Genomic DNA, 26,263 nt, shown 5'->3' on the forward strand with positions numbered 1-26,263 from the left:
ACCTTTTAGTTTATAGACAAACGATGATCTATCTTTTATTATACAATACCGATCCATTTCCAGTAGGTCGCGGCTAAGAGTAAAATCAGCAGATAAGCAATAATTGTGAGTGGAATCCCTGTTTTGATAAAATCTTTTGCCTCGAAAGTCTCTGTTCCGAAGGCAACCATATTTTGTGGTGCATTGACCGGTAAAATAAAACCAAAACAGATGACATATTGTAATATCATAGTCATCCCTACAACATTAATGAGTGGATTATTTAAATTTTGTAAAATTGAAATTATAATTGGAATCATTGCAGCCGACAATGCTGTAGCACTGGCAAATCCCAAATGGATAATAATGAGGAAAGCTGCCAGCACGGCTAATATGCTAAAGGTAGTCATATCTGCAAAGCCGAAATATGTCACCATGCAAGAGGCGATCCAGGAAGCGGCTTTTGTAGATAAAATAGCTGAACCTAAACTGATGCCGACACCAAATAATAATAGTGTGCCCCAGCCAATACGTTCTTGTGCTTCTTTCCAGTTCATGATACCGATTTTAGGCAGTAACATGATTGTGATTGCAACAATGGTTGTAGTTGACGTGTCAAAGTCATGGAGAATTTTTTCAGTAGACCAAAATCCTAATAGGATTAAGGACATGATCATAAGCTTTTTTTCATCAGGTTTCATTTTACCTAAATCTCTTAGATCTTTTGCAATCGTTTCTTGTCCGCCAGCCACTTCATCCATTTCTGGAGGCATTAATTTCAATAAAACAAAATATAAAGCGACGGACATTAGTACAGAAAAAGGAGCAGCAATGATAAACCAATCCATCCAACTGACATAATGCCCAAGTTGTTTTTCAATAAAATTCAAGGCGATCATATTCTGTGCTGCGGCCGTTTTAATTCCGACATTCCAAATGCTGTCTGCCTGCGCTACGGCAATCATCATGACACCTGCAAATTTACTTTTTTTACTTACGCCAAAAGTTGTAATAATGCCAAGCACAATTGGGACCATACAGGAAACACGAGCGGTGGTGCTTGGAACAAAGAAACTAAGTATAAAACCAACGAAGATAACACCCGCTAATACGCGATTGGTCTTTGCACCTATTTTCGATAGGACAACGAGGGCAATTCGTTTGTCTAGCCCTGTCTTCATCATCGCTGCTGCTAAGAATAAGGCAGCACCGACTAAGGCTAATGAAGTATTGCTAAACCCTGCTAAAGCCATACCCAATCCTTTTCCGGTTCCTAATTTCGTAAGCGGATCAGCAACACTTGGAGCTGTGCCAAGTAAGAGTGCCATGAGTGCCATGATTACGGAAGCACTGACCGGATATGAAATACATTCCGTCATCCAAATAATAACAGAAAAGACCAAAATAGCTAACATACGATGACCTGCGGTTGTCAGCCCTGCTGGTGTTGGGATGAGCATAATAGCAAATAATACAACAAGGCCGATAAATAAACCATATTTTTTCATAAGAGAACTGGAGTTCATCATAACACCTACTTTCATTTTATGTTGATCGGTTATGCATATATATTAGTTTAAATATATGCTATATATTATATAGCATAATTTCAATATGTCTACCCTAAAAATGATTATTTTTATTATATTTATGCAATTTATACATGGCTTAAACATAAGCTGCATTAATTTTTTATGTTGTTAATCATATTTATTTCTAATTCTTTTTAGAAGTATAATTTTGTAATATAAAAGCATGTATTTAGGGAAAAACTTCTACTTCGGATTTTTGTTCATATAATAAATAAAACTACCATTTATAAAAATATTTAGCAAAGAGGTGAATTTAGGTTGGGATAGTAAATGATCCTGTAGTATTAAATGCACTTTTTTGGAGAAAACAAATTCTTTATGGGAGTGAACCTATATTAGATCGTGAAGAAATTCATGCTTTCAATCAATCTATTATGAAAAAAATGCCGGCTGTATGTGCCCTAGATCAATATCCGATGTCTTATTCAATGCGTGAGATTCGCAGTGCATTGATGATGAATGCTAAAATTCTAGAAGAAGTACTTTATAAAGATGGGAAAAAAATTGAGGATGCATATAAAGATGATCTATATGACCAATGCAATTTTTTAAAATTAGATGAGATAGGGAACATAAAATATGGTATTAGTGTAAGACGGTGCAATTTACGCGCATTACCAACGGACGATGCTTTATTTTCTTCGGCTGAAGATGTTGATTTTGACGCTTTGCAAGAAACTGCAATTGATCCGTCAGAGCCTGTTGTTATATTACATCAAAGTAAAGATAAGAGCTTTTATTATGTGCAAACCTATCATTCTCAAGGGTGGATTGCCGGAAAAGATATTGCAAAAATCTATGAACGAAACACTTGGCTTCGCTATGTAAATCTCAAATATTTTCTCGTTGTCACCGATAAAAGATTTAACTTACGTGTGAATGGAGAAACATTACTTTATCAAATGGGGAGTAGAATAAAAATCCAAAGTACGATGAACGATAAAGTTTATGGCAATATTCCTACACGCAAGGAAGATGGCTATCTAAAGGAAGTCGTAATTTGTATCGAGCCTTCGTCTGCAATTCATAAAGGTTACTTAATGTATACACGGGATAATTTACTAGTACAAAGTTTTAAGTTTCTAGGAGAGCTTTATGGCTGGGGCGGATTAAAGGATAGTGTAGACTGCTCGAGCATGGTGCAGAATATATATCGGACCGTGGGGATACGATTACCGCGAAATTCTGGTGCGCAAGAACAAACGGCAGGTATTCATTACAATATGCAAGGGGCGGGGAGAAAAGAGAGATATGATCTTATAAAAAAATTAGCGCCAGGTGATACCCTCCATATGAAAGGGCATGTGATGATATATCTAGGAACGGTGGAATCCATTCCTTATGTAATTCATTCTTTAGGAAGCCATACATTGCACTTTAAAAATGGTTCTTTAAAGAAAATACCAATCATGCGTGTAGTTGTGAGTGACTTGACTTTAAAGCGTTATACAGGTGTTGCATTTATTGATGATTTAACCACTGCTGTCTCATTTCATTAAAATGCGGCGTCCTTATCATTTACGTCTCTGGCCTTTTTCGGAAAAATACGTTCCGAAGGATGAAAAATGACCGACTTACGTTAAGAAATTCGCTTGGCTGAACGAAGTGAGTTTGCGAATTTTAGTAAGTCGGTCATTTTTCAAGTTTTTTGGAGGGGGTAGGCCTAGACTTTTTGGTCCGTTTGTGTCGATCACAAAAGGGCATTTTTGCGTGCAGGTTTACACTAAGCTTTTTATACATGAAAGTTTAGTGTAACATTCCTATTTATTTTACGAGCCAAATGGAAGTTCTTTTCGTTTCTTCGGCAGTAGATGGATTGATATAACCATTTTTAACCATGGTTCCCAAAACAATTGCTTGTCTAGATTTTGCTGCTTTAAAATCTACATAAGGTGAATATACCGACGGTGCATTTGGCAGACCGGCCAGCATAGAAGCTTCGGCAAGTGTAAGTTCACTTGGCATTTTGCCAAAATATCCTGCGGCTGCATCATGAATGCCATAATAGCCGGAGCCAAAATAAATGGTATTTAAATAAAGTTCTAAGATTTCTTCTTTGGAATAGTTTGCTTCCATATCTATAGACAAGAGGACTTCTTCCATTTTTCTTGTCATAGATCGTTCTTGTGATAAGAATAAATTTTTGACGAGTTGTTGTGTTATGGTGCTGGCACCTTCTTCAATATGACCATATTGTAAGTTGACGAGACTTGCTCTTAAAATGCCAGAAATATCGAATCCACTATGTTCATAAAAACGAGTATCTTCAACGGCAATGATTGCTTGTTGCAGCTGTGGACTGATACTGGATAATTTAGCATAATTTTTAGTATGCAGTTTCTGAGTTACAGCAGATTTCAAGGCAAAAATGCGATATACTCTGTCAAATGCAGAAGGCTCATCTGTAGAGGTAGTATTTTTTTCTTCAAGAGAAATATGATCGGTGAAAGTTTCTTTTATTTTAGCAGTTGTATTATCAGAAAGTGTATCACCACCGGCCCACCAGAAAGAGATAAAAAATAAAAGTAGTGTCAACAAGAAAAAACGTGATAATTTCATTGGCATCCTCCGTAAATTTAGTAATATGATCAGATGAAAACGACTTTGACATTAAGCTGATCAAGGCACTAAATCTCAAAAATAGTTGTTTGTTTTATTATATAGTTTGCCCAAGAAAAAGCAAAGTAAAACTACATAGTTCATCTGATTCATGCATAGGATAGATTGAATCTTTGCGTAAGTAAGGGGATGACGTATGCGTACATATTTTTTTTCTAAATTACTGATAAAGCGAGTCATCGTTTTTAGTTTATCTATCGTTGTTATTAATATGCTGACTTTCAGGTATTTGGTTCATGCAGATATAGAAAGTGTTGACCTAACGCTGCTAAAAGGGCACACCATCATGATTGATCCCGGACACGGTGGTATTGATGCAGGTGCAAGGTACAATCATTTAGCTGAAAAAGAAGTCAATCTTGCAGTTAGTAAAAAATTAGGGGATATCTTGACTGAATATGGTGCAAATGTTTTATATACTAGGGATGGAGACTATGATTATTATACCAAAGGCCCGGGGGGAAAGCGGAATGATTTGTTGAAACGTATTGATATGATTGATGAATCACCAGCAGAAATTTTTGTCAGTGTACATTGTAATGCCGTAAAAGAATCGCAATGGTATGGTTCCCAAGTGTTTTATAATCCGAAACACCCAGAAAATAAATTTCTTGCAGAGATTATGCAAGAGCTGTTAAAGAAGTTTCCGCCAAATAATAAACGACAGGCAAAGCAGGATCTGAAAATTTTAATTTTAAATGCAACACAGAAACCTGGAGTACTTCTTGAAATTGGGTACTTAAGTAATAAAAACGAAGCAAAATTATTGGTAGACGCAGAATATCAGCAAAAGATGGTGGGGCAGATTGCAAAGGGATTGGCCTATTATTTCAAAGAATTTAAACCGTAAGAATAAAAAAATGATCTCTGAAAAAGACCAATTTACATTAAAAAATTCGCTTGTCTGAGCGAAGCGAGTTTTTTAATGTAAATTGGTCTTTTTTAGTATTTTGTGATAACGATGTAACTGTTTATGTATAAAAATAGTGATTGACATTATGCCAGCTGTTATATTATAATCGGTAATTGATAATGATAGTAATTTTCAAATATAAATATGACTGTCGTCAGTCAATATAAATAATACAACGTAGTACAAGGAAGTAGGGAAATGTGATACATGGTGCAATCAGATGTGATAAATATTCCGGAGGAAGTATCAAGAAAAAAATGCTGGTTTGGGATAATCTGCATAGGACTGAGCGTAATGCTCGTTGTCTCTATCATGTTGGCAGTATGCTTTGGATCGGTAAAAATTGAATTAACAGCTATTTTTCAAATTATGTTACATAAAATATTTGGCATGCCGTTAGGAAGCATTTCAATGGCGCATGCAGATATTATTTGGCAACTGCGTTTACCGCGTATTTTGATGGCAGCAGTTGTTGGTGCTGGTCTTGCAATGTGTGGAACCGTCATGCAGGCTTCCGTACAGAATCCTTTAGCTGAGCCGTACATTTTGGGAATTGCTTCAGGCGCATCACTTGGGGCTGTTTTTTCTATTATGTTAGGGGGATCTAAGCTATTACTGGGGTTAGGAATCACAATATGGGCATTTGTTGGAGCGATTTTAGCTACGGTTGCAGTGCTGTTTTTAGCTGGATTAGGCGGACAGATGTCAACGATGAGAATGGTGCTGGCTGGAGCTGTTATCAGCGCATTATTTGGTGCAGCAGCTAATTTTTTGGTTTATATAGCAAATAATGCAGAAGGTATGCGGAATGTCGCGTTTTGGACAATGGGGTCTTTGGCAGGTGCAAAATGGGATACCTTGTTACTTCCATTGCTAGGCGTGAGCGGAGCCGCTGTTTTTTTTCTTTTGCGGTATCGAAAACTGAACGCCCTTTTATTGGGCGAAGAAGCGGCTGTCACTTTAGGCATTCAAGTTATAAAAGAACGTCGCATCAATATGGTAATCACAGCAATATTGACAGGAATTATCGTTGCCAACTGTGGGATTTTTGGATTTGTTGGTTTAGTTATACCGCATGCAGTTCGCTGTATCGTTGGGGCAGATCATCGTAGATTGATGCCGGGTGTCTTGCTGGTTGGTGCAATTTTTTTAATTTGGGCAGATGTTTTATCACGCGTTTTATTGAGAAGCGGAGATTTGCCGATAGGTATTATTACAGCATTGATTGGTGCGCCGTTTTTTATGTGGCTTTTATTTAGAAGGTCATTTAATTTTGGGGGGAATTAGAGGTGAGCATATGAATTTAACGTTACAGGATGTCGATGTAACAATTGAAAAAATAAAAATTGTTAAAAATGTTTCCTTAGCGGTTCATAAAGGTGAGTTTGTTGGGATGATTGGTCCGAATGGCAGTGGAAAATCTACTTTATTAAAAGCAGTGTATCGTGTATTGAAGCCGAGCCATGGGACAATTTTATTTGGTGGAGAAAATATGCAAGATATTCCGTTACACACCTCTGCAAAACAATTGGGTGTTGTAGGACAGTTTAATACGGTTAATTTTGATTTTACTGTATTGGAAATGGTACTGATGGGGCGTACTCCGCATAAGAAAACATTTAGTGTTGACACACAGGCAGATTATAAACTGGCATTGCAGGCGCTGACGCATGTTGGTATGCAAGATGCGGTGAATCGTCAATTTGTTACGCTTTCTGGCGGTGAGAAACAAAGAATTATTTTAGCACGTGCCTTGGTGCAGCAACCGAAATTTTTAGTATTGGACGAGCCGACGAATCATTTGGATATAAAATATCAATTACAGCTTTTATCGATTGTAAAATCACTAGGAATTGGTACACTTGCAGCATTGCATGATTTAAATTTGGCAGCGATGTATTGTACAAAACTTTTTGTACTGAAAAATGGCTGTCTTATTGCAGAGGGAACACCGCAAGAAGTACTTACCAAAGAAAGAATACGTGATATTTATGAAATTGACTGTGATGTAAATATAGATCGCAAGACAGGGGTTCCTTCAATTGTTTATCAGCCTATTTTTTCAGTAGCAGATACGCAGTGGGGAGATGCTGGGTAAGATGCGTAATTTTTATATTGTATGTTGTGTTGTTGGTTTATTTTTATTTACGGGTTGTATGAAGGAAGATGCTGTAGATATAGCAAAATCGGCTCCCGGTTATCCCGTTGTGATAGACAATTATGATAGTGAAGGCAGAGTTGTTCGTTACAACTATCAAAGACCTCCGCAAAGAGTTTTAAGTACGTATCCTGGCGCGACAGAATTACTGCTTACGCTGGGGTTAGACGACCATATTATGACGACTGTAGCAGCGTATGGCGCACCGCCGGATTCTATAGCGGATCGTTATCAGGCATTATCCATTTTACAGGCAGCTTTTATTCCTTCGCAAGAAGAAATTTTTGCGATGCAGCCAGATTTTATTATTGGCTGGGCGCACAACTTTAGTGCAGCGGAAATGGGTGAAGTACATAATTGGCAGGAACGACAGATTGGTACGTATATTGTCCCAGGTACCTTACAACATACGCAACCAACAATTGAGAATTCGGTGTATCCGTTTATTGTAGATATCGGAAAGATATTTGATATTGAAGAGCGAGCGCAAGCTTATATTGTAGAATGTCAGAGCGAGGTTAACCTATTACAAGAAAAAATTGGAATGGCAGAAGAACGAAAAAAAGTCATCGTCTTGCAAGAACATGGGGAAAGTACCTATTCTCTGTATGGAAGGCAGTATATGATTGATGATATTGTGCAAAAGGCCGGTGGAGAAAATTTAGTTGAGCACCAAACCTCCTTTGTTGGACCTGAGCGCGTATTAGGGTATGAGCCAGAGTATGTAATCTATGTTTCTTATAGTGTAGAACCGGGAAAAAATCTCAGCGATGCAGAGGTTAAGGCGCGACTGCAAGCCAATCCTGATTTTCAATCGATGAAAGCCGTAAGGGATGGTAAGATCATTAATGTTCCATTTAGTGATGTGAATAACTGTAACGGGCGTGTCATCGATGCAATGAAAAAAATCGCCAGAGGTTTGTATCCTGATCATAATTTATAAAGAATGTAAAGAGGGGTAAAAAATGAAAAACAGAAAACAAACAATACTAGCAGGCATAATTTGTAGTGCATTATCAATCGGGATGCTTCATTCTGTTGCATATGCAGAAGACACAGAGGAATTTACTTTTGATGAATATGTTGTTACGGCAAATCGTTTGAAAGTAAAAGCAAACGAAGTTGCTGCCGATGTGACTGTTATCAATCAAGAAACTTTAGAAAAAGGAAATTATAGTACGGTATCAGATGCTTTGCGTGATAATAATATCAATGTAAGTGTGAGTGGTTTTGCCGCTTATCCTGTGCTGAATGGTGATAGTCGTGTCGTGGTATTGGTCAATGGCCGTAAAATGAATTGGTCACATTTAACGGTTTCTGGTGATGACAATGCGACAAATATTGATGGCTTACCGATAAAAAATATTGAACGTATTGAGATTGTACGCGGTCCAAATACGGCACTGTATGGCAGTGATGCCGTTGCCGGTGTTATCAATATCATTACCAAGAAACCTAAAGAAGGTCAAACGACCACCGTAACGACAGAAGCTGGCTCATGGGGCGCATGGCGGACAGCGATGACAACAGAAGGCGGCGATCAAGATTTACGTTATAGCGTGACCTATGATAAACAAAAACGCGATAATTTTGATTATAAAACACCAAGTGGAAAGAAAAACGAGTTTCCTGACAGCAATTATAATAGAGATTTTGCAAGCTTACGCTTAGATAAGTCAATAGGGGCTGATACGTTATCTTTTGAGTTAGAACGTTCGCATCAAAATGATGGATTTGGTATTAATTTAAAAGATCCAGAGGCCGGAACTGTGTATGGTCCCGGTATGAAAATCAAAACGACGAATTTAAATATGGCGTTGACCTATACTTGGGATGATAATGATACAGCGACTGCCGGCGATTTCGTCAGAGTATATCGTAACAACCAGAAAGACGATTCTCCGTTTGCTGGAGCAGCGTATGAACATGATTTGACCAATTGGGGGGTACAAACGCAAAAGACTTGGCAATTAAACGAGAATAATTCCTTGGTAGGAGGCATTGAATATCTTGATGAAAAAATCGATGAAGAGAATGATGGTGTAGGTTTTAAGCGGGATGCTAATACGAAATCTCTTTATTTAGAAGATCATTGGAAATTTGAAGACGGCTGGTCGATGAATTTAGGTTCGCGTTATGAAAAACATAGTGATTTTGGTGGCGATGTGACATCCCATATATCGTTCAATAAAGCAATTTCGGATAAGACAAATGCATATCTGTCTTGGGGACAAGCGGTAAATAATCCGACATTAAAACAACGTTATGCAAATTCCCTATATATGATTGGCAATCCGAAGTTGAAACAAGAAAAGTCCAACACAATTACACTTGGGGTAAATTCGCAGTTGGATGAAAAAACCAATGTTCAGGCGAGTATTTATCAAAGTAAAATTAAGAATGCTTTGGAATGGGCGTGGCATGATGATATTCAGAAAACTATTTATGACAATATCACCAGTGAAAAACGACGTGGTCTTGAGCTAAATGCAACACGTAAATTATCTGATCAATGGAGCGTCAATGCCGGATATTCTTACGCAAAAATTGAAAAAACAGATAAAGTGACTGGGATTTATGAAGATTATATCTATAATAGCCGTCCAAATGGTTATCAACTTGGGGTATCTTACAAGCAAGATAAATGGGATGGTCGAGTAACTGCACAACAAGTAACTGGACGTAGTGCAGTTGCTTATACAGACAAATCTTATGTAACATTGGACTTGAATCTGAATTATCACTTCAATGATGATTTAAAAGCATATATCAAAGGGTATAACCTTACCGATCAAGGGTATGAAATCATAAGTTCATCATCAGGAAAAGGTGCTTACGCAATGCCGGGTCGTTACTTCATGTTTGGGGTAGAAGCAAAATTATAGAATAAATGGTTTTTTGTTAACCGTTGTGATTAAAAAAAAGAAGATGTTGCGCTAAAAATTAGTGCAACATCTTCTTTTTTATGTAGCCAGTAAATTTATTTACATTGCTTTATTTTTTATCAAGACAATAGGATGCATCAATCAGAAATAGGAATTGACATAATAATAAAGTGTATATTATAATCATTAATTGATAATGATACTTGTTTTCATTAAATATAAGTGTTGTAGGTTGAAAAAATAAAATAATGTAGACGGTGGAAAGTAGGGAAACATAATAAATGATGCAGTCAAATGTAATTGATAGTCCAAAAGAAGTATCAAGAACAAAATACTGGTTTTGGATCGGCTTGATGCTTGCTCTCATTGCATCAATATTGCTGGCGGTTTGCTTTGGATCAGTGAAGATTGAGGTAGTAGACGTTTTTCAAATTATTTTACATAAGACATTCGGGATGCCGATTGAGGGGCTTTCAATGGCACAGACGGATATTATTTGGCAGCTGCGTCTGCCGAGAATTTTAATGGCGGCATTTGTCGGTGCTGGTCTTGCAATGTGTGGAACGGTTATGCAGGCTTCAGTACAAAATCCTTTAGCTGAACCGTATATTTTAGGGATTGCTTCAGGTGCATCACTTGGAGCTGTTTTTTCTATCATGTTAGGTGGATCTAAGCTATTACTGGGGTTAGGAATAACGATATGGGCTTTTGTTGGTGCAATTTTGGCAACAATTGCAGTGATGTTTTTAGCAGGAATAGGCGGGCGAATGTCAACGATGAAAATGGTATTGGCTGGAGCAGTTATCAGTGCTTTGTTTGGTGCGGCAGCCAATTTTTTGATTTATATAGCGAATAATGCAGAAGGTATGCGGAATGTTGCGTTTTGGACAATGGGGTCTTTGGCAGGTGCGAAATGGGATACCTTGGGACTTCCAGCGATTGGCGTCAGCATAGCGGCTATTTTTTTCCTTTTGCGATATCGAAAGCTAAATGTTCTTTTGTTGGGAGAAGAAGCAGCGATTACTTTAGGAATCAATATTATAAGAGAGCGTCGAATTTATATGGTAATCACAGCAATTTTAACTGGACTTATTGTTGCAAATTGCGGAATTTTCGGCTTTGTTGGGTTGGTCATACCCCATGCAGTCCGTTCCATCGTCGGTGCAGATCATCGTCGTCTTATGCCGGGGGTTTTATTGGTTGGAGCAATTTTTTTGATATGGGCGGATGTTTTATCGAGAGTTTTACTAAAGAGTGGAGATCTACCGATTGGTATTATTACTGCGTTAATTGGTGCGCCATTTTTTATGTGGCTTTTATTTAGACGTTCGTTTAATTTTGGTGGGAATTAGAGGTGATCCTATGGATTTGACGTTACAGGATGTAGAGGTGACAATTGCAAAGAAAAAAATTATTAAGAGTATTTCACTAGCGGTTGATAAAGGCGCGTTTGTAGGGATTATTGGTCCAAATGGCAGTGGTAAATCAACTTTATTAAAAGCTGTATATCGTGTATTAAAGCCAAGCAACGGAACAATTTTATTTGGCGGAGAGGATATGAAACATATTCCGTTACATACTTCAGCAAAGCAGTTGGGTGTTGTTGGGCAGTTTAATACGGTAAATTTTGATTTTTCCGTGATGGAAATGGTGCTTATGGGACGGACACCGCATAAAAAGTTTTTTCATGCCGATACACAAGAAGATTATAAGATCGCATTGCAAGCTTTGGAGCAAGTTGGTATGCAAGAGGCGGCGGATCGCCAATTTGTCACTCTGTCTGGTGGCGAAAAGCAAAGAATCGTTTTAGCACGCGCTTTAGTGCAGCAACCCCAATTTTTGGTACTGGATGAACCGACTAATCACTTAGATATTAAATATCAATTACAGCTCTTATCTATTGTAAAATCCTTAGGGATTGGTACGCTGGCAGCTTTACATGATTTGAATTTGGCAGCGATGTATTGCACGAAACTCTATGTGTTGAAAAATGGCTGCCTCATTGCGGATGGAACGCCACAAGAAGTGCTGACCAAAGAAAGAATTCGTGATATTTATGAAATTGACTGTGATGTCAATCTAGATACACATACAGGTTTTCTTTCCATTGTGTACCACCCTTTCGTGCCATCAACTTGTAAGAGGTGTAATGATGCAGGTTAAGAGAAGGGTTTATTTTATGGTACTTTGTATTGCCGTTTTACTTTTGCATACAGGATGTACCAAAGAAACTGTCGGAGCTTCAGAGCAGAGTGCTCCCGGATATCCAATTACGATAAGTAATTATGATAGTGAAGGCAGAGAAGTGCATTATACTTATCATAGACCGCCACAAAAAGTTCTGAGTACATATCCTGGGGCGACAGAATTATTGCTAACCCTGGGATTAGATGAAAATATCATGGCAACAGTTGCACCTTATGGTGCGCCACCGGCGGAATTGGCTGAACGTTATGATACATTATCTATTTTAAAAGCCGCTTTTATTCCTTCACAGGAGGAAATTTTTGCGATGCAGCCAGATTTTATTATCGGTTGGGCACATAATTTTAGCGCCGGTGAAATGGGCGAAGTACATAATTGGCAGGAACGTCGCATTGGTACGTATATTGTTCCGGGAACATTAAAACAGACACAACCGACGATCGAGAATTCAGTTTATCCATTCATTGAAGATATCGGAAAAATATTTGGTATTGAAAAACGAGCGCAAGATTACATCGCTGCCTGCCGCAGTCAAGTGGCTAGCATACAGCAAGAGATCGGCACTGTGGAAGAACGCAAGAAAGTTATCATATTGCAAGAGCACGGAAAGAGTACATATTCCTTATATGGAAATCGTTATATCATTGATGATATTGTGCAAAAAGCCGGTGGTGCAAATCTAGTTAAAGAGCAAACATCGTTTGTTGGACCGGAACGTGTTTTAGGGTTTGATCCAGATTATGTAATCTATGTTTCATCTAGCTTGGAACCAAGGAAGAATCTAAGTGATGCAGAGGTTAAGGAAAAGCTGCAATCTAACCCTGATTTTCAATCCATGAAGGCGGTGGGAGAAGGAAGAATCATTAATGTTCCGTTTAATGATGTGAATAATTGTAATGGGCGCGTGATCGACGCAATGAAAAAAATCGCGCAAGGGTTATACCCAGACAAAAATTTATAAACAATTTGAATTTAGGAAAGCAATCTTATGAGGAGATGGCATGCTCTTCATAAGATCTTTAAAACGGATAATTGTAGTATGAAGTAGATCCTATATAAAGGAAAATAAGATGATGCTATAGAATAATTTATTTAGTTATTTCGCACGCTAAATAAAGTTCTAATAGGAGTCGTCTTTTTTTTTGCAAAAATGAAAAAATAACAAACTTACATAAAAACTATTGCAAGTTTATACGTATTTGATGTATAATTATAAACATAATAAAACGATGTGCTTTGATGAGGGGGTATTACGGTGAAAGTGAGTGTTATCGGTGCAACTGGTTATGCAGGTGTGGAATTGCTGCGATTACTTAAAAATCATCCGGAAGCAGAAATTGTGCATATTACATCGGAGAGTCAGACTGGTAAACCGATGAATGAAATATATACGCATTTAAATGGTCTTTATGAACAAAACTTAATCAGTATGAAGGAAATAGATAAAATTGCAGCGGATAGCGAGGTAATCTTTATTGGCTTGCCGCATGGTCATGCGATGGCTGTGGGGAAAGCATTGGAAGGTAAAAATGTAAAGATTATCGATTTAGGAGCTGACTACCGTTTTACAGATACAAGTACTTATGAAACATGGTATAAGGTAGAACATACGCACAAAGATGCAAAAAGAGTGTATGGGCTGGCAGAACTATATCGTGAACAGATTAAAACGGCATCGATTGTTGGCAATGCCGGATGTTATACAACAGCGACTATTTTGGCTTTAGCACCTTTGGTGAAGAAGGGGCTTATTGAGTTAAATACAATTGTTGTTGATGCGAAGTCAGGAATTTCTGGTGCCGGACGCAGTGCGAGCTTGAATACGCATTTTGCAGAGATGTATGATAATTTGAAAGCCTATAATGTTGGCGGACATCGTCATACACCGGAAATTGAGCAAGCTTTATCGGATTTTTCCGGTGAAGATGTTGTCATTAGTTTTACGCCGCATCTGATTCCAATGTCACGTGGTATCTTGAGTACTTGTTATGCAACGTTGAAAAAGGGCGTAACCAAACAAGCAGTGACTGATGAGTATCAAGCGCTTTATAAAGATGAATATTTTGTACGCCTACTAGGGGCTGGTGCATATCCGCAGACAAAAAATACACGCGGTTCTAATTTCTGTGATATTGGCTGGCATATAGATGAACGCGTCGGGCGCGTCATCGTACTTTCTGCCATTGATAATTTGGTTAAAGGGGCGGCAGGTCAGGCGATTCAGAATTTTAATATCCTATGTGGATTTGATGAAAAAATGGGACTGGATTATGTACCGGTATATCCTTAAAAATAAAAAATAAGAATGAAATTAAATAAATCGGAGGAATTTTTATGTTTAAAGAAAACAATGCCGGTGTTACACTGGCGAAGGGCTTTAAAGCCAGCGGGATTAAAGCCGGCGTGAAAAAAAGCGGTAAAGATGATATGGCAGTTATCTATACGGAAAAACCTGCAACTGTTGCGGGAACGTTTACGACAAACTTAGTTGCGGCAGCGCCGGTTTTTGTTTCTAAAGAAGTTGCAAAAAAAGGAACTGCGCATGCAATTGTAGTGAATGCAGGCTGTGCAAATGCTTGTACGGGTGAGCAAGGTATGCAGGATGCAAAAAAAATGGCGGAATTGACAGCACAAGAACTTGGCGTAGAGGCAAACGATGTGTTTGTTGCTTCTACAGGGATTATTGGTCAAACTTTACCGATGGATAAAATTGCAGCAGGGATAAAAACAGCGGTAAAATCGCTAAATGAGAATGGCAGTGATGCTGCAAGTAAGGCGATTATTACAACCGATACATTTCAAAAGGCATGTTCCTTTAGTTTTGAACTCGGCGGCAAAACGGTAAACATTGGTGGGATAGCCAAAGGCTCCGGTATGATTCACCCGAACATGGCAACGATGCTTTGCTTTATTACAACCGATGCTGCAATCAGTCATGAAGTATTGCAGAAAGCACTTTCAAAAGTAGTCAATGTTTCTTTTAATATGGTTTCCGTAGATGGAGATACAAGTACAAATGATATGGTGCTTGTTATGGCAAATGGCATGGCTGAAAATCCACTGATTACTGAAGAAAATGCAGAGTATCAAATTTTTGCGGATGCGCTCGAAAAAGTATGCGTTGGTCTTGCAAAATTGGTAGCACGTGATGGAGAAGGCGCTACCAAATTCTTGGAAGTTAATGTAACAGGTGCAGAGAGTTTTGTCGATGCAAAAAAGGTTGCAATGAGTGTTGCAAAATCTCCGCTTGTGAAAACTGCTTTCTTCGGTGAAGATGCAAACTGGGGCAGAATTATTTGTGCAGTAGGTTATGCCGGTGCAAACATGGTCCCAGAGAAAACAGTTGTATCTTTAGGCGATATCATTGTATTTGATAAAGGTATGGGTGCAGGTTATGACGAAAAAGCATTAAAATCGGTTATGGAAGAACATGATATTACGGTAAATATTCAGCTTGGGTTAGGTGAAGAAAAAGCAACGGTCTGGACTTGCGACTTATCTTATGAATATGTGAAAATTAATGGTGAATACCATACCTGATTTTTGAATAAATGACATAGAAAAAATGAGACTGTTACAAATGCATGTTGTGACAGTCTTCATTGATATAGCGGAGGTTATGCGGATGGATTTTACACCAGCGGATAAAGCTAGAATTTTAGTAGAGGCACTGCCTTATATACAAGAGTTTTACGGAAAAACGATTGTGATTAAGTACGGCGGTAATGCAATGGTGAGCAACGAACTCAAAGAACAAGTGATTCAAGATATTGTATTAATGAAGTATGTTGGGATGCGGCCTGTTATTGTGCATGGCGGTGGCCCTGATATCACGAATTTCTTAAAAAAAGTTGGCAAACAAAGTGAATTTGTCAGTGGCTTGCGTGTAACGGATGAGGAAACCGTACAAATCGCTGAAATGGTGCTTGTCGGAAAAATCAATACGGAAATTGTGAGTTTACTCAACGAAGCTGGCGTTAAAGCGGTAGGATTAAGCGGCAAAGATGCAGAACTGTTGAAAGCGAAAAAGAAGTATGCGGTTGTCCATGAAAATGGAACAACCAGAGAAGTCGATATCGGTTTTGTTGGCGCAGTTGAAGAAGTAAATACAGATATTTTAAATGACTTATTAGAACGTAATTATATTCCGGTCATTGCACCAATTGGTGTTGGTGAACATCATGAAAGTTTTAACATCAATGCTGATTATGTTGCCGCGGAAGTTGCCGGTGCATTAAAGGCAGAAAAATTATTGCTGCTTACAGACATCGAAGGAATTTATGGCGATTATAACGATAAAAGCACGTTTATTTCTACGTTAAAACAATTGGATGCGCGTAAAATGATTGAGGCTGGTACAATCGCCGGCGGTATGATTCCAAAGGTAGAGGCTTGTTTAAGTTCTTTAGAAGCCGGTACAGGAAAGACGCATATTATTGATGGACGTCAGCCACATTCTTTAATTTTAGAAGTATTTACGCCACAGGGAATTGGAACGCAAGTTGTAAAATAGAGAGGTGTTATAAAAATGACAAATGAAGAAATTTATCAAAAAGACAAAGACTACTATATGCCGGTTTTTGCTAGATATCAAATGGTAATTGAGCGCGGAGAAGGGCCTTATGTGTATGATACGGATGGTAAAAAATACTTAGATTACTTAGGGGGCATTGCTGTTAATGTATTAGGTCATGCACATCCTGCATTGGTCAAGGCAATTGCCGACCAGGCGTCAAAAGTGATTCACTGTTCAAATTTATATTATACAGAAACACAGGCAAACTTAGCTGAAAAACTCGTGAAACTAAGTGGCTTAGGCAAAGTATTTTTAGGCAATTCTGGTGCAGAAGCAAATGAAGGAGCGATTAAACTAGCGCGTAAATATGCGCATAATATCCATCCTGATAAATCAGAAATTATCACGGCTTGGCATGGATTTCATGGTCGTACCCTTGCTACTTTAACAGCAACGGCACAACCGAAATATCAAAAGGGGTTTGCGCCATTGCCGGCAGATTTTAAATACGTAGAATATAATGACATCGATGCACTTGCTGCAATGATGAGCGAAAAAACTTGTGCAGTTATGCTTGAACCGATTCAAGGTGAAGGCGGTGTGCATATTCCTGATCAAGCCTACTTGAAACAGGTGCGTGCGCTTTGTGATCAATATGGTGCATTGCTGATTTTAGATGAAATTCAGACGGGGATTGGCAGAACGGGGACCATGTTTGCCTATGAACAGTTTGGAGTTACACCTGATATCGTAACGCTTGCCAAAGGGTTAGCAGGCGGTGTGCCGATCGGTGCGTTTATCGCATCGGATAAAGTGGCAGCAGTGTTCCATCCAGGCGATCACGGTTCTACATTCGGCGGTAATCCGCTTGCTTCTGCAGCTGCAAATGTCACACTGGATACGATTGCAAGTGATAAGCTGCTAGAGAATGCAAAAGAAATTGGTGCATATTTAACAGCAAAACTTAAAGGTTTACAAGAAAAGTATCCGGCACTGATCACTGAAGTACGCGGTATGGGGCTCATCATTGGTATGCAGCTCACCAAACCGGGACGTCAGATTGTGAACGAATGTTTGGAAGCTGGTGCAATTATTAACTGTACCGCTGAAACTGTACTTCGTTTTGTACCGCCGCTCATTATAAATAAAAGCAATGTCGACGAATTGATTGCAATTTTAGATAAAGTATTAGAAAAAAATCAGGATTTGTAACTTTGAACAAATGTATCATGGTATAATGGTTTCGTATGGGGGTTTTAAGATGAAAGGTAGAGATTTGCTATCTATACATGATCTGACAACAGAAGAAGTGTATAAAATTTTAACGTTAGCAAAAGAACTAAAAGTAAAACAAAAAGCTGGAATTCAGCATCATTTATTAGAAGGAAAAACGTTAGGCATGATTTTTCAAAAATCATCTACACGTACAAGAATTTCTTTTGAAGTTGGAATGTATCAATTGGGCGGAACAGCGCTGTTTCTATCTGGAAGCGATTTGCAAATTGGTCGCGGCGAACCTATTAAAGATACAGCGAGAGTTTTATCCAGATATCTTGATGGTGTGATGATTCGTACCTTTGCACATGCGGATGTAGAAGAATTTGCAAAATACGCTGATATTCCGGTCATTAATGGTTTAACGGACTTATTACATCCTTGCCAGGTGTTAGCGGATTTGCTTACGATTCAAGAACATAAAGGTAAAAATCTAAAAGGCTTGAAACTTGCGTATATAGGGGATGGAAACAATATGGTGCATTCCTTAATGCATGGCGCGGCGAAAGTAGGAATGCATTTTGTCGCAGCAACACCAAAGGGGTATCAACCGGATGCAACCGTGTTTGCAAATGCAGTGGAAGCCGGAAAGAAAACAGGCGCTTCGATTACAGTGGTGAATGATATCTATGAAGCCGCAAAAGATGCAGATGTACTTTATACAGATGTATGGGCAAGTATGGGGCAAGAGGAAGAGCATGCACAACGTTGCGATATCTTCAAAAATTATCAAATCAACAGCAAACTGATGGAAGTGGCAGCAAAGTCTGCAATTGTTTTACATTGTTTGCCGGCACACCGTGGTGAAGAAATTTCCGAAGAAGTTCTTGAAAAATATCAAGATGTTATTTTTGACGAAGCAGAGAACCGTTTGCATGTCCAAAAAGCAGTTTTGGCACTTACAATGGGGGATCATTGCTGAGTTAACATATATTTTAATAGTGATAAAGAGGAGTGGAAAATATGGGTGATATTAAAAAAGTAGTATTAGCATATTCCGGAGGTCTTGATACATCAGTTATCATTCCTTGGCTAAAAGAAAACTATGACGATTGTGAAGTTATTGCAATGTGTGCTGACATTGGGCAAGGGGATGAATTGAATGTGGTTCATGACAAAGCGCTTGCTTCTGGTGCCAGCAAAGTATATATCGAAGATTTAACCAAACCTTTTTTAGAAGAATACGTATGGCCAACTTTGCAAGCTGGTGCAGTATATGAAGGTAAATACCTATTAGGTACTTCCTTTGCACGTCCTTTGATTGCGAAAAAATTGGTTGAAATTGCTGCAAAAGAAGGTGCAGATGCAATTGCACATGGTGCAACTGGTAAAGGAAATGACCAAGTTCGTTTCGAGTTAACAGTAAAAGCATTAGCACCGCATTTGAAAATTGTTGCACCTTGGCGTTTATGGGATATTCGTTCTCGTGAAGATGCAATCGCCTATGCACAAAAACATAACATTCCAGTGGCAACGAGCAACAAAACCTATAGCATGGACCGTAATATCTGGCATTTAAGCCATGAGGGTTCCGATCTTGAAAATCCTTGGAATGCACCAAAAGATGAAATGTACTTAGTATCAAAAGCACCTGAACAAGCACCAGATCAAGCAACGTATGTAACAGTGGACTTTGAAAAAGGTATCCCTGTTGCTGTGGATGGTGTAAAAATGGGTGCTGTGGAATTGCTGACAAAATTAAATGTACTTGGTGCAGCAAATGGCGTTGGTATCACAGATATCGTTGAAAATCGTCTTGTTGGTATGAAATCTCGTGGCGTATACGAAAATCCAGGCGGAGCAATTCTGTATTATGCACACCGTGAATTAGAATATTTATGTTTAGATCGTGCGATGCTGCATTATAAAGAAGGCGTAGCAATCCGTTATGGGGAGCTCGTATATGATGGCATGTGGTTCTCACAACTTCGTGAAGCTTTAGATGCTTTTGTAAAACAAACACAAGAAACTGTAACTGGTACAGTTCGTGTGAAACTTTACAAAGGTAACATTATGTCCGCTGGCGCGAAATCTCCATATTCTTTATACAATGAAGAATTCGTTACGTTCGAACGTGATGAAGTTTATAATCAAGCAGATGCAGAAGGGTTCATTAACTTATTTGGCCTACCATTAAAAGTTAGAGCTTTAATGCAGCAAAAAGCAGGTAAATAATGGGCAAACTTTGGGGCGGAAGATTTTCAAAAACAACCGATGAGATGATCAACGAATTTCAAGCATCGATCTCATTTGATAAACGTATGTATCATGAAGATATTGCAGGCTCTATCGCACATGCAACAATGCTTGCGAAGTGCGGTATTATCTCCGACGCGGATAAAGTGGCGATCGTTAACGGTTTAAAAGGCATATTAGCCGATATCGAGGCAGGCAACTTCTCTTTTGAAGTTGCGCTCGAAGATATTCATATGAATATCGAAAAACGTTTAACAGATCGCATTGGTGAAGCAGGAGGAAGACTGCATACGGCGCGCAGTCGTAACGACCAAGTTGCGCTTGACACGCACATGTACGTACGTAAAGAAGCTACCCATATTGCAAAACTTCTTTTAGATATGGAAAAAGCTTTAGTAGAAACCGCTGAAAAATATTCTGATGTGATCATGCCTGGGTATACGCATTTGCAACGGGCACAGCCAATCCTGTTCTCACATCATTTACTGGCCTATTTTTCCATGCTAAATCGAGACTTCTCTCGTTTGCAAGGTGTTTATGAACGCGCGGATATCATGCCGTTAGGCGCTGGTGCACTTGCTGGCACGACATTTCCGATCGATCGACATTTTGTTGCGGAACAATTGAACTTTGGTGCAGTATATAACAATAGCTTAGACGCTGTAAGTGATCGGGACTACATCTTAGAATTTTTATCCTTTGCATCGATTTTAATGATGCATCTTAGCCGTATCAGTGAAGAAATTATTCTATGGTGTTCAAAAGAGTTTTCTTTTGTAGAACTTGATGATGCGCATTGCACTGGTTCAAGTATGATGCCACAGAAGAAAAATCCGGATGTGTCTGAGCTGGTAAGAGGAAAAACAGGCCGGGTGATCGGTCATCTCATGGCAATGCTGACCACGGCAAAAGGCTTGCCGCTTGCGTATAATAAAGATTTGCAAGAAGACAAAGAAGGTTTATTTGATACCATTGACACGGTAAAATTTAGCCTGAGTGTTTATGCGCAAATGATCAAAGCAATGCGCGTAAACAAAGATGTCATGCTAGCAGCAGTCAGAGAAGATTTTTCCAATGCAACCGATCTGGCGGATTACCTCGTGAAAAAAGGCTTGCCATTCAGACAAGCGCATGAAGTATCCGGTAAAAGCGTGCACTATTGTATTGAGCATAATAAATGGCTTATGGATTTATCCTTAGAAGAATTTAAACAATTCTCACCATTATTTGAAGCCGATATCTTAGAAGCGATCAAGGCAGAAACCTGCGTAGAAAACCGCAACTCCTTTGGTGGGACTTCTTACAAGCAAGTAGAGCAAAATTTAAAAATCGCTGAAGAAATCATGAATAAACATCAGACAGTCATTGATGTTTATCAGGAAAAAGCAGTTGAAGTGAAATAATGAAAGCGGCGATTCCGGAAGGAGTCGTCGCTTTTATCATGAAGATTTGAAACTTTTTGGTTTCATAAAAAACTCAAATGAAATAAAAAAGACGTCAAATTATATTTGACGTCTGGAAAATATGAAGTCTATAATAATAAAGCAAGCACGGTGTCCACCGTGCTTGCAAAGTGAATACAGGAGGTGATACCCTTGAAGTTTCGTTTCAGCTTTGACGTAGAAGGAACGGTACTTGTCAAGGTAGTGGCACTTATAGCTTTTATCTTGAAAGTGCTGTTCACCTAAAGTATTCGACCGAAACGTCCTGTTTGCACCAGGGCGTTTTTGGTTTATTTAGTATATGTTCATTATAACGAATTTAATCACGTTTGTAAAATAGTTTTCTGTTCTCATATCTCTATAAATCAAATTCATTTTTTTTGAAGACAGCGATCATTTCGCTGGTCAGGCTCATTTGCAGCTTATCTTCTAGCGGAATATTTTCTCTCTCCACCCAGACGCCCAGTGCAAGTTCATCAGTTTCTAGCGTAATTGCATTATCGCCGTCGAGCTCGGCATAAAATCCGGCGAGGAGCGTATCGGTAAACGGCCACGGTTGGCTCTTGTAAAATTTTAGGTTTTTCACTTTCAGTCCGGCTTCTTCCAGTACTTCGCGATGCACTGTTTGTTCAAGGCTTTCCCCTATTTCTGCAAAACCGGCAATCAGTGAATGACGAACGTGTTCTCTTCCGGCGTATTTTGTTAAAAGGAGACGATTTTTGTCATGTACAGCAACAATAACTGCCGGTGAAATTTTAGGGTAGATCTGAAAGTTGCAGCTGTCACAATAGAGCATGCGCTCTTTATCGGATTTTTTCAGGGGCGTCTTACATCTGCTGCAAAATTTATGATCCGAATACCAGCGATTTAGTTGCCAACCGACAGCACCGGCAAAGGAACGCCAATATTTTGGTTCTGAACGAAAGCGGCGCACATTCACATAAATCCAGCCATCCACGGAATCAAGCCCCTGTTCGTCTACCAGAAAGTAATTAATTTCATTGATGGTGAAAAGAAACTGTGCTTTTTCTATAAGTGAAGGATATTTTTCTTGAAAATCGATAAAAGACGGATACCATAGTTTGTCTTTATCTTCCTTTATTAGAACGGTATCTCCTTCATATGAAAGGAAAACATCAGATTCTTTGGCTTTTTGATGTTTAAAATTATTATTGAATATTTTTGGTCCAATATCCTGGATCATAAAAATCACCCTCTCATGGATTTGCAGAAAGTCATCGTCGTTTTCTGCGTTAGACAATAGATTCTAATTTATATTCTAACGGATTATACGGTTTTATGCAATTTCTTAAACACTTGGATAGATTCTATTGTTGTAGTTTAATTTTCATTTGGTAGTTTCTAATGTAAGAAAAAAGAACTATACTTTTGATTTGGAGAAAACTATAAAATTTCAATGAATATAGAGTATAATTATCTTATGAAGTTGTATTTTCTAGTATCTTGGGCAGGGTGAATTTTAAGATTTGTTTCAATTTGATCAAGGTACTGGTAATTAAGGAGCATCATATGGGGCAATTATTAAACAGGCTATTAATTATTTTAAATAATGGAAAGAAAAACTCAACCTACTATCATATCGCCAGTGTCTTATTATCTAATTTCGATGCCATCAGAAACATGACGATAGCAGAGGTTGCGGATCTATGTTTTGTTTCAAAGTCAACGATCTCCAAGTTTGCAAGATATATAGGATTTGATGATTTCTTAGAAATGAAGGCAGCATCTTCTTATAAGAGTAATAAAAGTTCAAATCATTTAAACTATAATGACAATATTTTGAGTTATATGGAAACACATACAGCAGAAGAATATATCGATGTGATGATCGATGATTTAAAATTAGCAAAATCCAGTATTGATATGTCTAAAATAGATCAATTGGTTGATGATTTACTGCGTTATGATAAAGTAGCAGCGTTTGGTCTCCTATACTCAGAATCGGCAGCAATGGATTTGCAGATGAAACTTGCCTATAATGAGAAATATATCCTTACCTATATCAATGATGTGGAGCAGAATGAATTTATTAAAAATGCAGATAAAGATACGTTGATTATTATATTTACGAACTCAGGCAATTATATAAAAAAATATCAATTAATAACGACAGGCAATATTGATAAAAATATCTTCAGGCAAACAAAAGCCAAAATTGTTGCAATTACGGCCAATAAGCAAATTGAGAAGTATCCCTATGTAGATTTATGTATTACATATGAGCATGCCTCTGGTGTGCAAACACACTCCATCTTATTTCAATTAATTACTGATTTTATTACATCCAGGTATAGGCAGAGAAAGAATGTGCACTCTAAAGGGTAAGGAATGCTCATTTTCAGCAGAACCCTATGACAACTAAAATAAAATGAAGACAGCCTTCGTTTAGAATGAAGTTATTCTAGGTCATTCAACGAAGGCTATTTGTATGCTTGTTTAAATAGAGTGATGTAGTGAGCCTGCATTGGTAAATTAATAATTATATCATATTTATTTCTTTATATTGCAAATTTTCTAAAAATAAAAAACAAAAGAGATCGGCATAGCGATTGCTATAATTACAGTATATTGATAGTTTTTGTGATTTAGATAGGAGGAAAAACTATGGCAAAGAAAGATTATAAGCAACTCGCGAAAGAAGTCATTGATAAAGTCGGCGGCGTAGAAAATATCAATGGCTTGTTTCATTGTGTAACCAGATTGAGATTTAGGTTAAAGGATGTAGCAAAAGCCGATAAAGAGTCTATTCAGAAGCTACAAGGCGTACTAACTGTAATTGAAGGTAATGGACAATTTCAGGTTGTGATTGGGAATGAAGTTACAGATGTATTTGACACAATCATAACGATGTATCCTCAAATTAAAAATGAATCTAATAGCAAGGATGTAGAAGAAAAGCCATCAGGCAATATATTAACCCGGGTCTTCACCACAATGGCATCTATTTTTACTCCCATTATCATAGCACTTGCCGGGTCGGGTATGATCAAGGCCCTGATTGTTAGTCTGACGACCTATGGATTTATGGATAATGCAGGGAGTACGTATAAGATATTAAGCGCTGCGGGGAATAGTGTATTTTATTTTTTACCAATATTTTTAGCGTTTAGCTCAGCAAAAACTTTTAACGTAAATCCATTTATTTCAGTTGCAATCATTGGCGCATTGATGGAACCAAATTTTACAGGATTAATGAAAGCAAATGGTGATATGACATATTTTGCTGGCATTCCGGTTGTGCTCATGGGATATGCAGGGACGGTTATTCCTGCAATCCTGACAATATGGGCGTATTCCTATTTAGAAAAATTCTTGAAAAAATTTATTCCTAAAAGTATTGAAATATTTGCGCTATCAATGGCTGCCTTATTGATTATGGTGCCGTTGGCTGTTCTGGTCATTGGGCCGATTGGTGTAACCCTTGGGAATGGACTCGGAAATTTTGTGAATATGATAAGCTCTACGAGCGGATTGTTAGCAGGAATTATCATAGGAGCAGGTTGGACGTATTTAGTTATGATCGGCATTCACTGGGGTGTTGTCCCAATTATGATAAATAATTTTGCGACTTATGGCTATGATGTAATCAGACCGATGATTGCGGCGGCTACATTTGCCAGTGCAGGGGTTGCCTTAGGCGTGGTTCTACGTTCTAAGAATAAGGAAACAAAAGGACTTGCAGCATCCTCTATTGTGCCGGCATTATTGGGTGGAATTACAGAGCCGATTGTATATGGCTTGTCGATAAAATATAAGAGACCTCTAATTGCCCAAACGATCGCAGGGGGAATTGCAGGTGGATTTATGGGAATGTTTCATACCAAAGCAATTGTATATGTATTCCCGGCGTTAACAACGTTACCCGCATTCTTTGGTGATACGTTTATGATTTACGTCATTGGGATAGCGATGTCATTTACAGTTTCGGCAGTATTAACCTATTTCTTAGGCTTTGATGAAGGTGAAACATCTTCAAAAAATTCAGCTGCCAATGAAGAAGATCTGGAATTAGCTGCCTGTGTTGATGGTGAAATGATTGCGATAGAACAGGTGAAAGATCCGGCTTTTTCACAGAAAGTAATGGGCGAAGGTGTTGCTTTCATTCCCGAAAATGGCATTGTAGTATCGCCGATAGATGGAACGATTGAAGTTGCTTTTCCAACCGGACATGCAATCGGGCTTAAAGCAATCAGTGGTGTTGAAATCTTAATCCACGTTGGTATCGGTACGGTTGAATTAAATGGTGAGCATTTTGAAATGCTTGTTAAGCAAGGCGAAACTGTAACAAAAGGACAACCATTAATTCAATTTGACTTAGAAAAAATAAAAGAAAAAGGTTACGATCCAACAACCATGATGATTATCACAAATCATGGTGATTTTCAGGAGATCAATATAGAAAAATACGGACAGGTCAGCACGGGTGACCGGGTAATCAAACTTGAAATGAAGAAGGTGTAAT

21 protein-coding genes are annotated in these 26,263 nt (G+C 38.3%); 18 read left to right on the top strand and 3 right to left on the bottom strand.

Annotation, left to right across the window (positions count from 1 at the left end):
• Nucleotides 1-38 precede the first annotated feature (38 nt).
• Nucleotides 39-1,508, bottom strand: coding sequence for a DASS family sodium-coupled anion symporter (locus BN6559_RS16665; RefSeq protein WP_234407854.1), 1,470 nt, complete (start codon nt 1,506-1,508; stop codon nt 39-41).
• 479 nt (nt 1,509-1,987) lie between these two features.
• Between BN6559_RS16665 and BN6559_RS16670 the strand changes: the two genes are divergently transcribed.
• Nucleotides 1,988-3,070 (top strand): C40 family peptidase, encoded by a 1,083-nt coding sequence (locus BN6559_RS16670; protein ID WP_199884089.1) that lies wholly within the window; start codon nt 1,988-1,990, stop codon nt 3,068-3,070.
• Between the two features lie 265 nt (nt 3,071-3,335).
• Here BN6559_RS16670 and BN6559_RS16675 read toward each other — a convergent pair whose 3' ends face one another.
• Nucleotides 3,336-4,130: a transglycosylase domain-containing protein gene (locus BN6559_RS16675; protein WP_110955785.1), complete on the bottom strand. Its 795-nt coding sequence runs from the start codon at nt 4,128-4,130 to the stop codon at nt 3,336-3,338.
• A 196-nt stretch (nt 4,131-4,326) separates the two neighbouring features.
• Here BN6559_RS16675 and BN6559_RS16680 point away from each other — a divergent pair, with 196 nt between their 5' ends.
• The 15 genes from BN6559_RS16680 (at nt 4,327) to argH (ending at nt 21,741) form a co-directional block, all read left to right on the top strand.
• Complete coding sequence (locus BN6559_RS16680) at nt 4,327-5,040, top strand: N-acetylmuramoyl-L-alanine amidase (RefSeq protein WP_110955786.1); 714 nt, start codon at nt 4,327-4,329, stop codon at nt 5,038-5,040.
• A gap of 270 nt (nt 5,041-5,310) precedes the next feature.
• Nucleotides 5,311-6,390: a FecCD family ABC transporter permease gene (locus tag BN6559_RS16685; protein WP_110955787.1), complete on the top strand. Its 1,080-nt coding sequence runs from the start codon at nt 5,311-5,313 to the stop codon at nt 6,388-6,390.
• A 10-nt stretch (nt 6,391-6,400) separates the two neighbouring features.
• Complete coding sequence (locus BN6559_RS16690) at nt 6,401-7,201, top strand: ABC transporter ATP-binding protein (protein WP_110955788.1); 801 nt, start codon at nt 6,401-6,403, stop codon at nt 7,199-7,201.
• Nucleotide 7,202: 1 nt separating this feature from the next.
• Nucleotides 7,203-8,204 carry an ABC transporter substrate-binding protein gene (locus tag BN6559_RS16695; RefSeq protein ID WP_199884090.1) on the top strand — a complete coding sequence of 334 codons (1,002 nt, stop codon included), beginning with the start codon at nt 7,203-7,205 and terminating at the stop codon, nt 8,202-8,204.
• A gap of 22 nt (nt 8,205-8,226) precedes the next feature.
• Complete coding sequence (locus BN6559_RS16700) at nt 8,227-10,146, top strand: TonB-dependent receptor plug domain-containing protein (protein ID WP_110955790.1); 1,920 nt, start codon at nt 8,227-8,229, stop codon at nt 10,144-10,146.
• Nucleotides 10,147-10,499: 353 nt separating this feature from the next.
• Nucleotides 10,500-11,498: a FecCD family ABC transporter permease gene (locus BN6559_RS16705; RefSeq protein ID WP_456060973.1), complete on the top strand. Its 999-nt coding sequence runs from the start codon at nt 10,500-10,502 to the stop codon at nt 11,496-11,498.
• 10 nt (nt 11,499-11,508) lie between these two features.
• Nucleotides 11,509-12,309 (top strand): ABC transporter ATP-binding protein, encoded by an 801-nt coding sequence (locus BN6559_RS16710; protein WP_110955791.1) that lies wholly within the window; start codon nt 11,509-11,511, stop codon nt 12,307-12,309.
• Nucleotides 12,296-13,312, top strand: a complete 1,017-nt coding sequence (locus BN6559_RS16715; RefSeq protein WP_110955792.1) for an ABC transporter substrate-binding protein — start codon at nt 12,296-12,298, stop codon at nt 13,310-13,312. Before BN6559_RS16710 ends, BN6559_RS16715 begins: the two co-directional genes overlap by 14 nt.
• Nucleotides 13,313-13,606: 294 nt before the next feature.
• Entirely contained in the window at nt 13,607-14,641 is a 1,035-nt protein-coding gene (argC, locus tag BN6559_RS16720) for an N-acetyl-gamma-glutamyl-phosphate reductase (RefSeq protein ID WP_110955793.1), read from the top strand.
• A 44-nt stretch (nt 14,642-14,685) separates the two neighbouring features.
• Nucleotides 14,686-15,891 carry a bifunctional glutamate N-acetyltransferase/amino-acid acetyltransferase ArgJ gene (argJ, locus tag BN6559_RS16725; RefSeq protein ID WP_110955794.1) on the top strand — a complete coding sequence of 402 codons (1,206 nt, stop codon included), beginning with the start codon at nt 14,686-14,688 and terminating at the stop codon, nt 15,889-15,891.
• Between the two features lie 85 nt (nt 15,892-15,976).
• Nucleotides 15,977-16,864, top strand: a complete 888-nt coding sequence (argB, locus tag BN6559_RS16730) for an acetylglutamate kinase (protein ID WP_110955795.1) — start codon at nt 15,977-15,979, stop codon at nt 16,862-16,864.
• A gap of 15 nt (nt 16,865-16,879) precedes the next feature.
• Nucleotides 16,880-18,079 (top strand): acetylornithine transaminase, encoded by a 1,200-nt coding sequence (locus tag BN6559_RS16735; protein ID WP_110955796.1) that lies wholly within the window; start codon nt 16,880-16,882, stop codon nt 18,077-18,079.
• A 49-nt stretch (nt 18,080-18,128) separates the two neighbouring features.
• Entirely contained in the window at nt 18,129-19,064 is a 936-nt protein-coding gene (gene argF / locus BN6559_RS16740) for an ornithine carbamoyltransferase (RefSeq protein WP_110955797.1), read from the top strand.
• A 41-nt stretch (nt 19,065-19,105) separates the two neighbouring features.
• On the top strand, nt 19,106-20,317 hold the full coding sequence (locus BN6559_RS16745) for an argininosuccinate synthase (protein WP_110955798.1): 1,212 nt from the start codon (nt 19,106-19,108) through the stop codon (nt 20,315-20,317).
• On the top strand, nt 20,317-21,741 hold the full coding sequence (argH, locus tag BN6559_RS16750; RefSeq protein WP_110955799.1) for an argininosuccinate lyase: 1,425 nt from the start codon (nt 20,317-20,319) through the stop codon (nt 21,739-21,741). The genes BN6559_RS16745 and argH overlap by 1 nt, the downstream gene beginning before the upstream one ends.
• Nucleotides 21,742-22,138: 397 nt before the next feature.
• Here the strand turns inward: argH and nudC are convergent, their stop codons facing one another.
• Nucleotides 22,139-22,984 (bottom strand): NAD(+) diphosphatase, encoded by an 846-nt coding sequence (nudC, locus tag BN6559_RS16755; RefSeq protein WP_110955800.1) that lies wholly within the window; start codon nt 22,982-22,984, stop codon nt 22,139-22,141.
• Between the two features lie 326 nt (nt 22,985-23,310).
• Here nudC and BN6559_RS16760 point away from each other — a divergent pair, with 326 nt between their 5' ends.
• The gene (locus BN6559_RS16760; protein ID WP_110955801.1) at nt 23,311-24,126 is read left to right on the top strand and encodes a MurR/RpiR family transcriptional regulator; all 816 of its coding nucleotides are present in this window, start codon (nt 23,311-23,313) and stop codon (nt 24,124-24,126) included.
• Between the two features lie 279 nt (nt 24,127-24,405).
• Nucleotides 24,406-26,262 (top strand): beta-glucoside-specific PTS transporter subunit IIABC, encoded by a 1,857-nt coding sequence (locus tag BN6559_RS16765; protein ID WP_110955802.1) that lies wholly within the window; start codon nt 24,406-24,408, stop codon nt 26,260-26,262.
• Nucleotide 26,263: the final 1 nt, after the last annotated feature.

Origin of the sequence: Massilibacillus massiliensis (assembly GCF_900086705.1) — a bacterium.
Lineage (GTDB): Bacteria > Bacillota > Negativicutes > FLKF01 > FLKF01 > Massilibacillus > Massilibacillus massiliensis.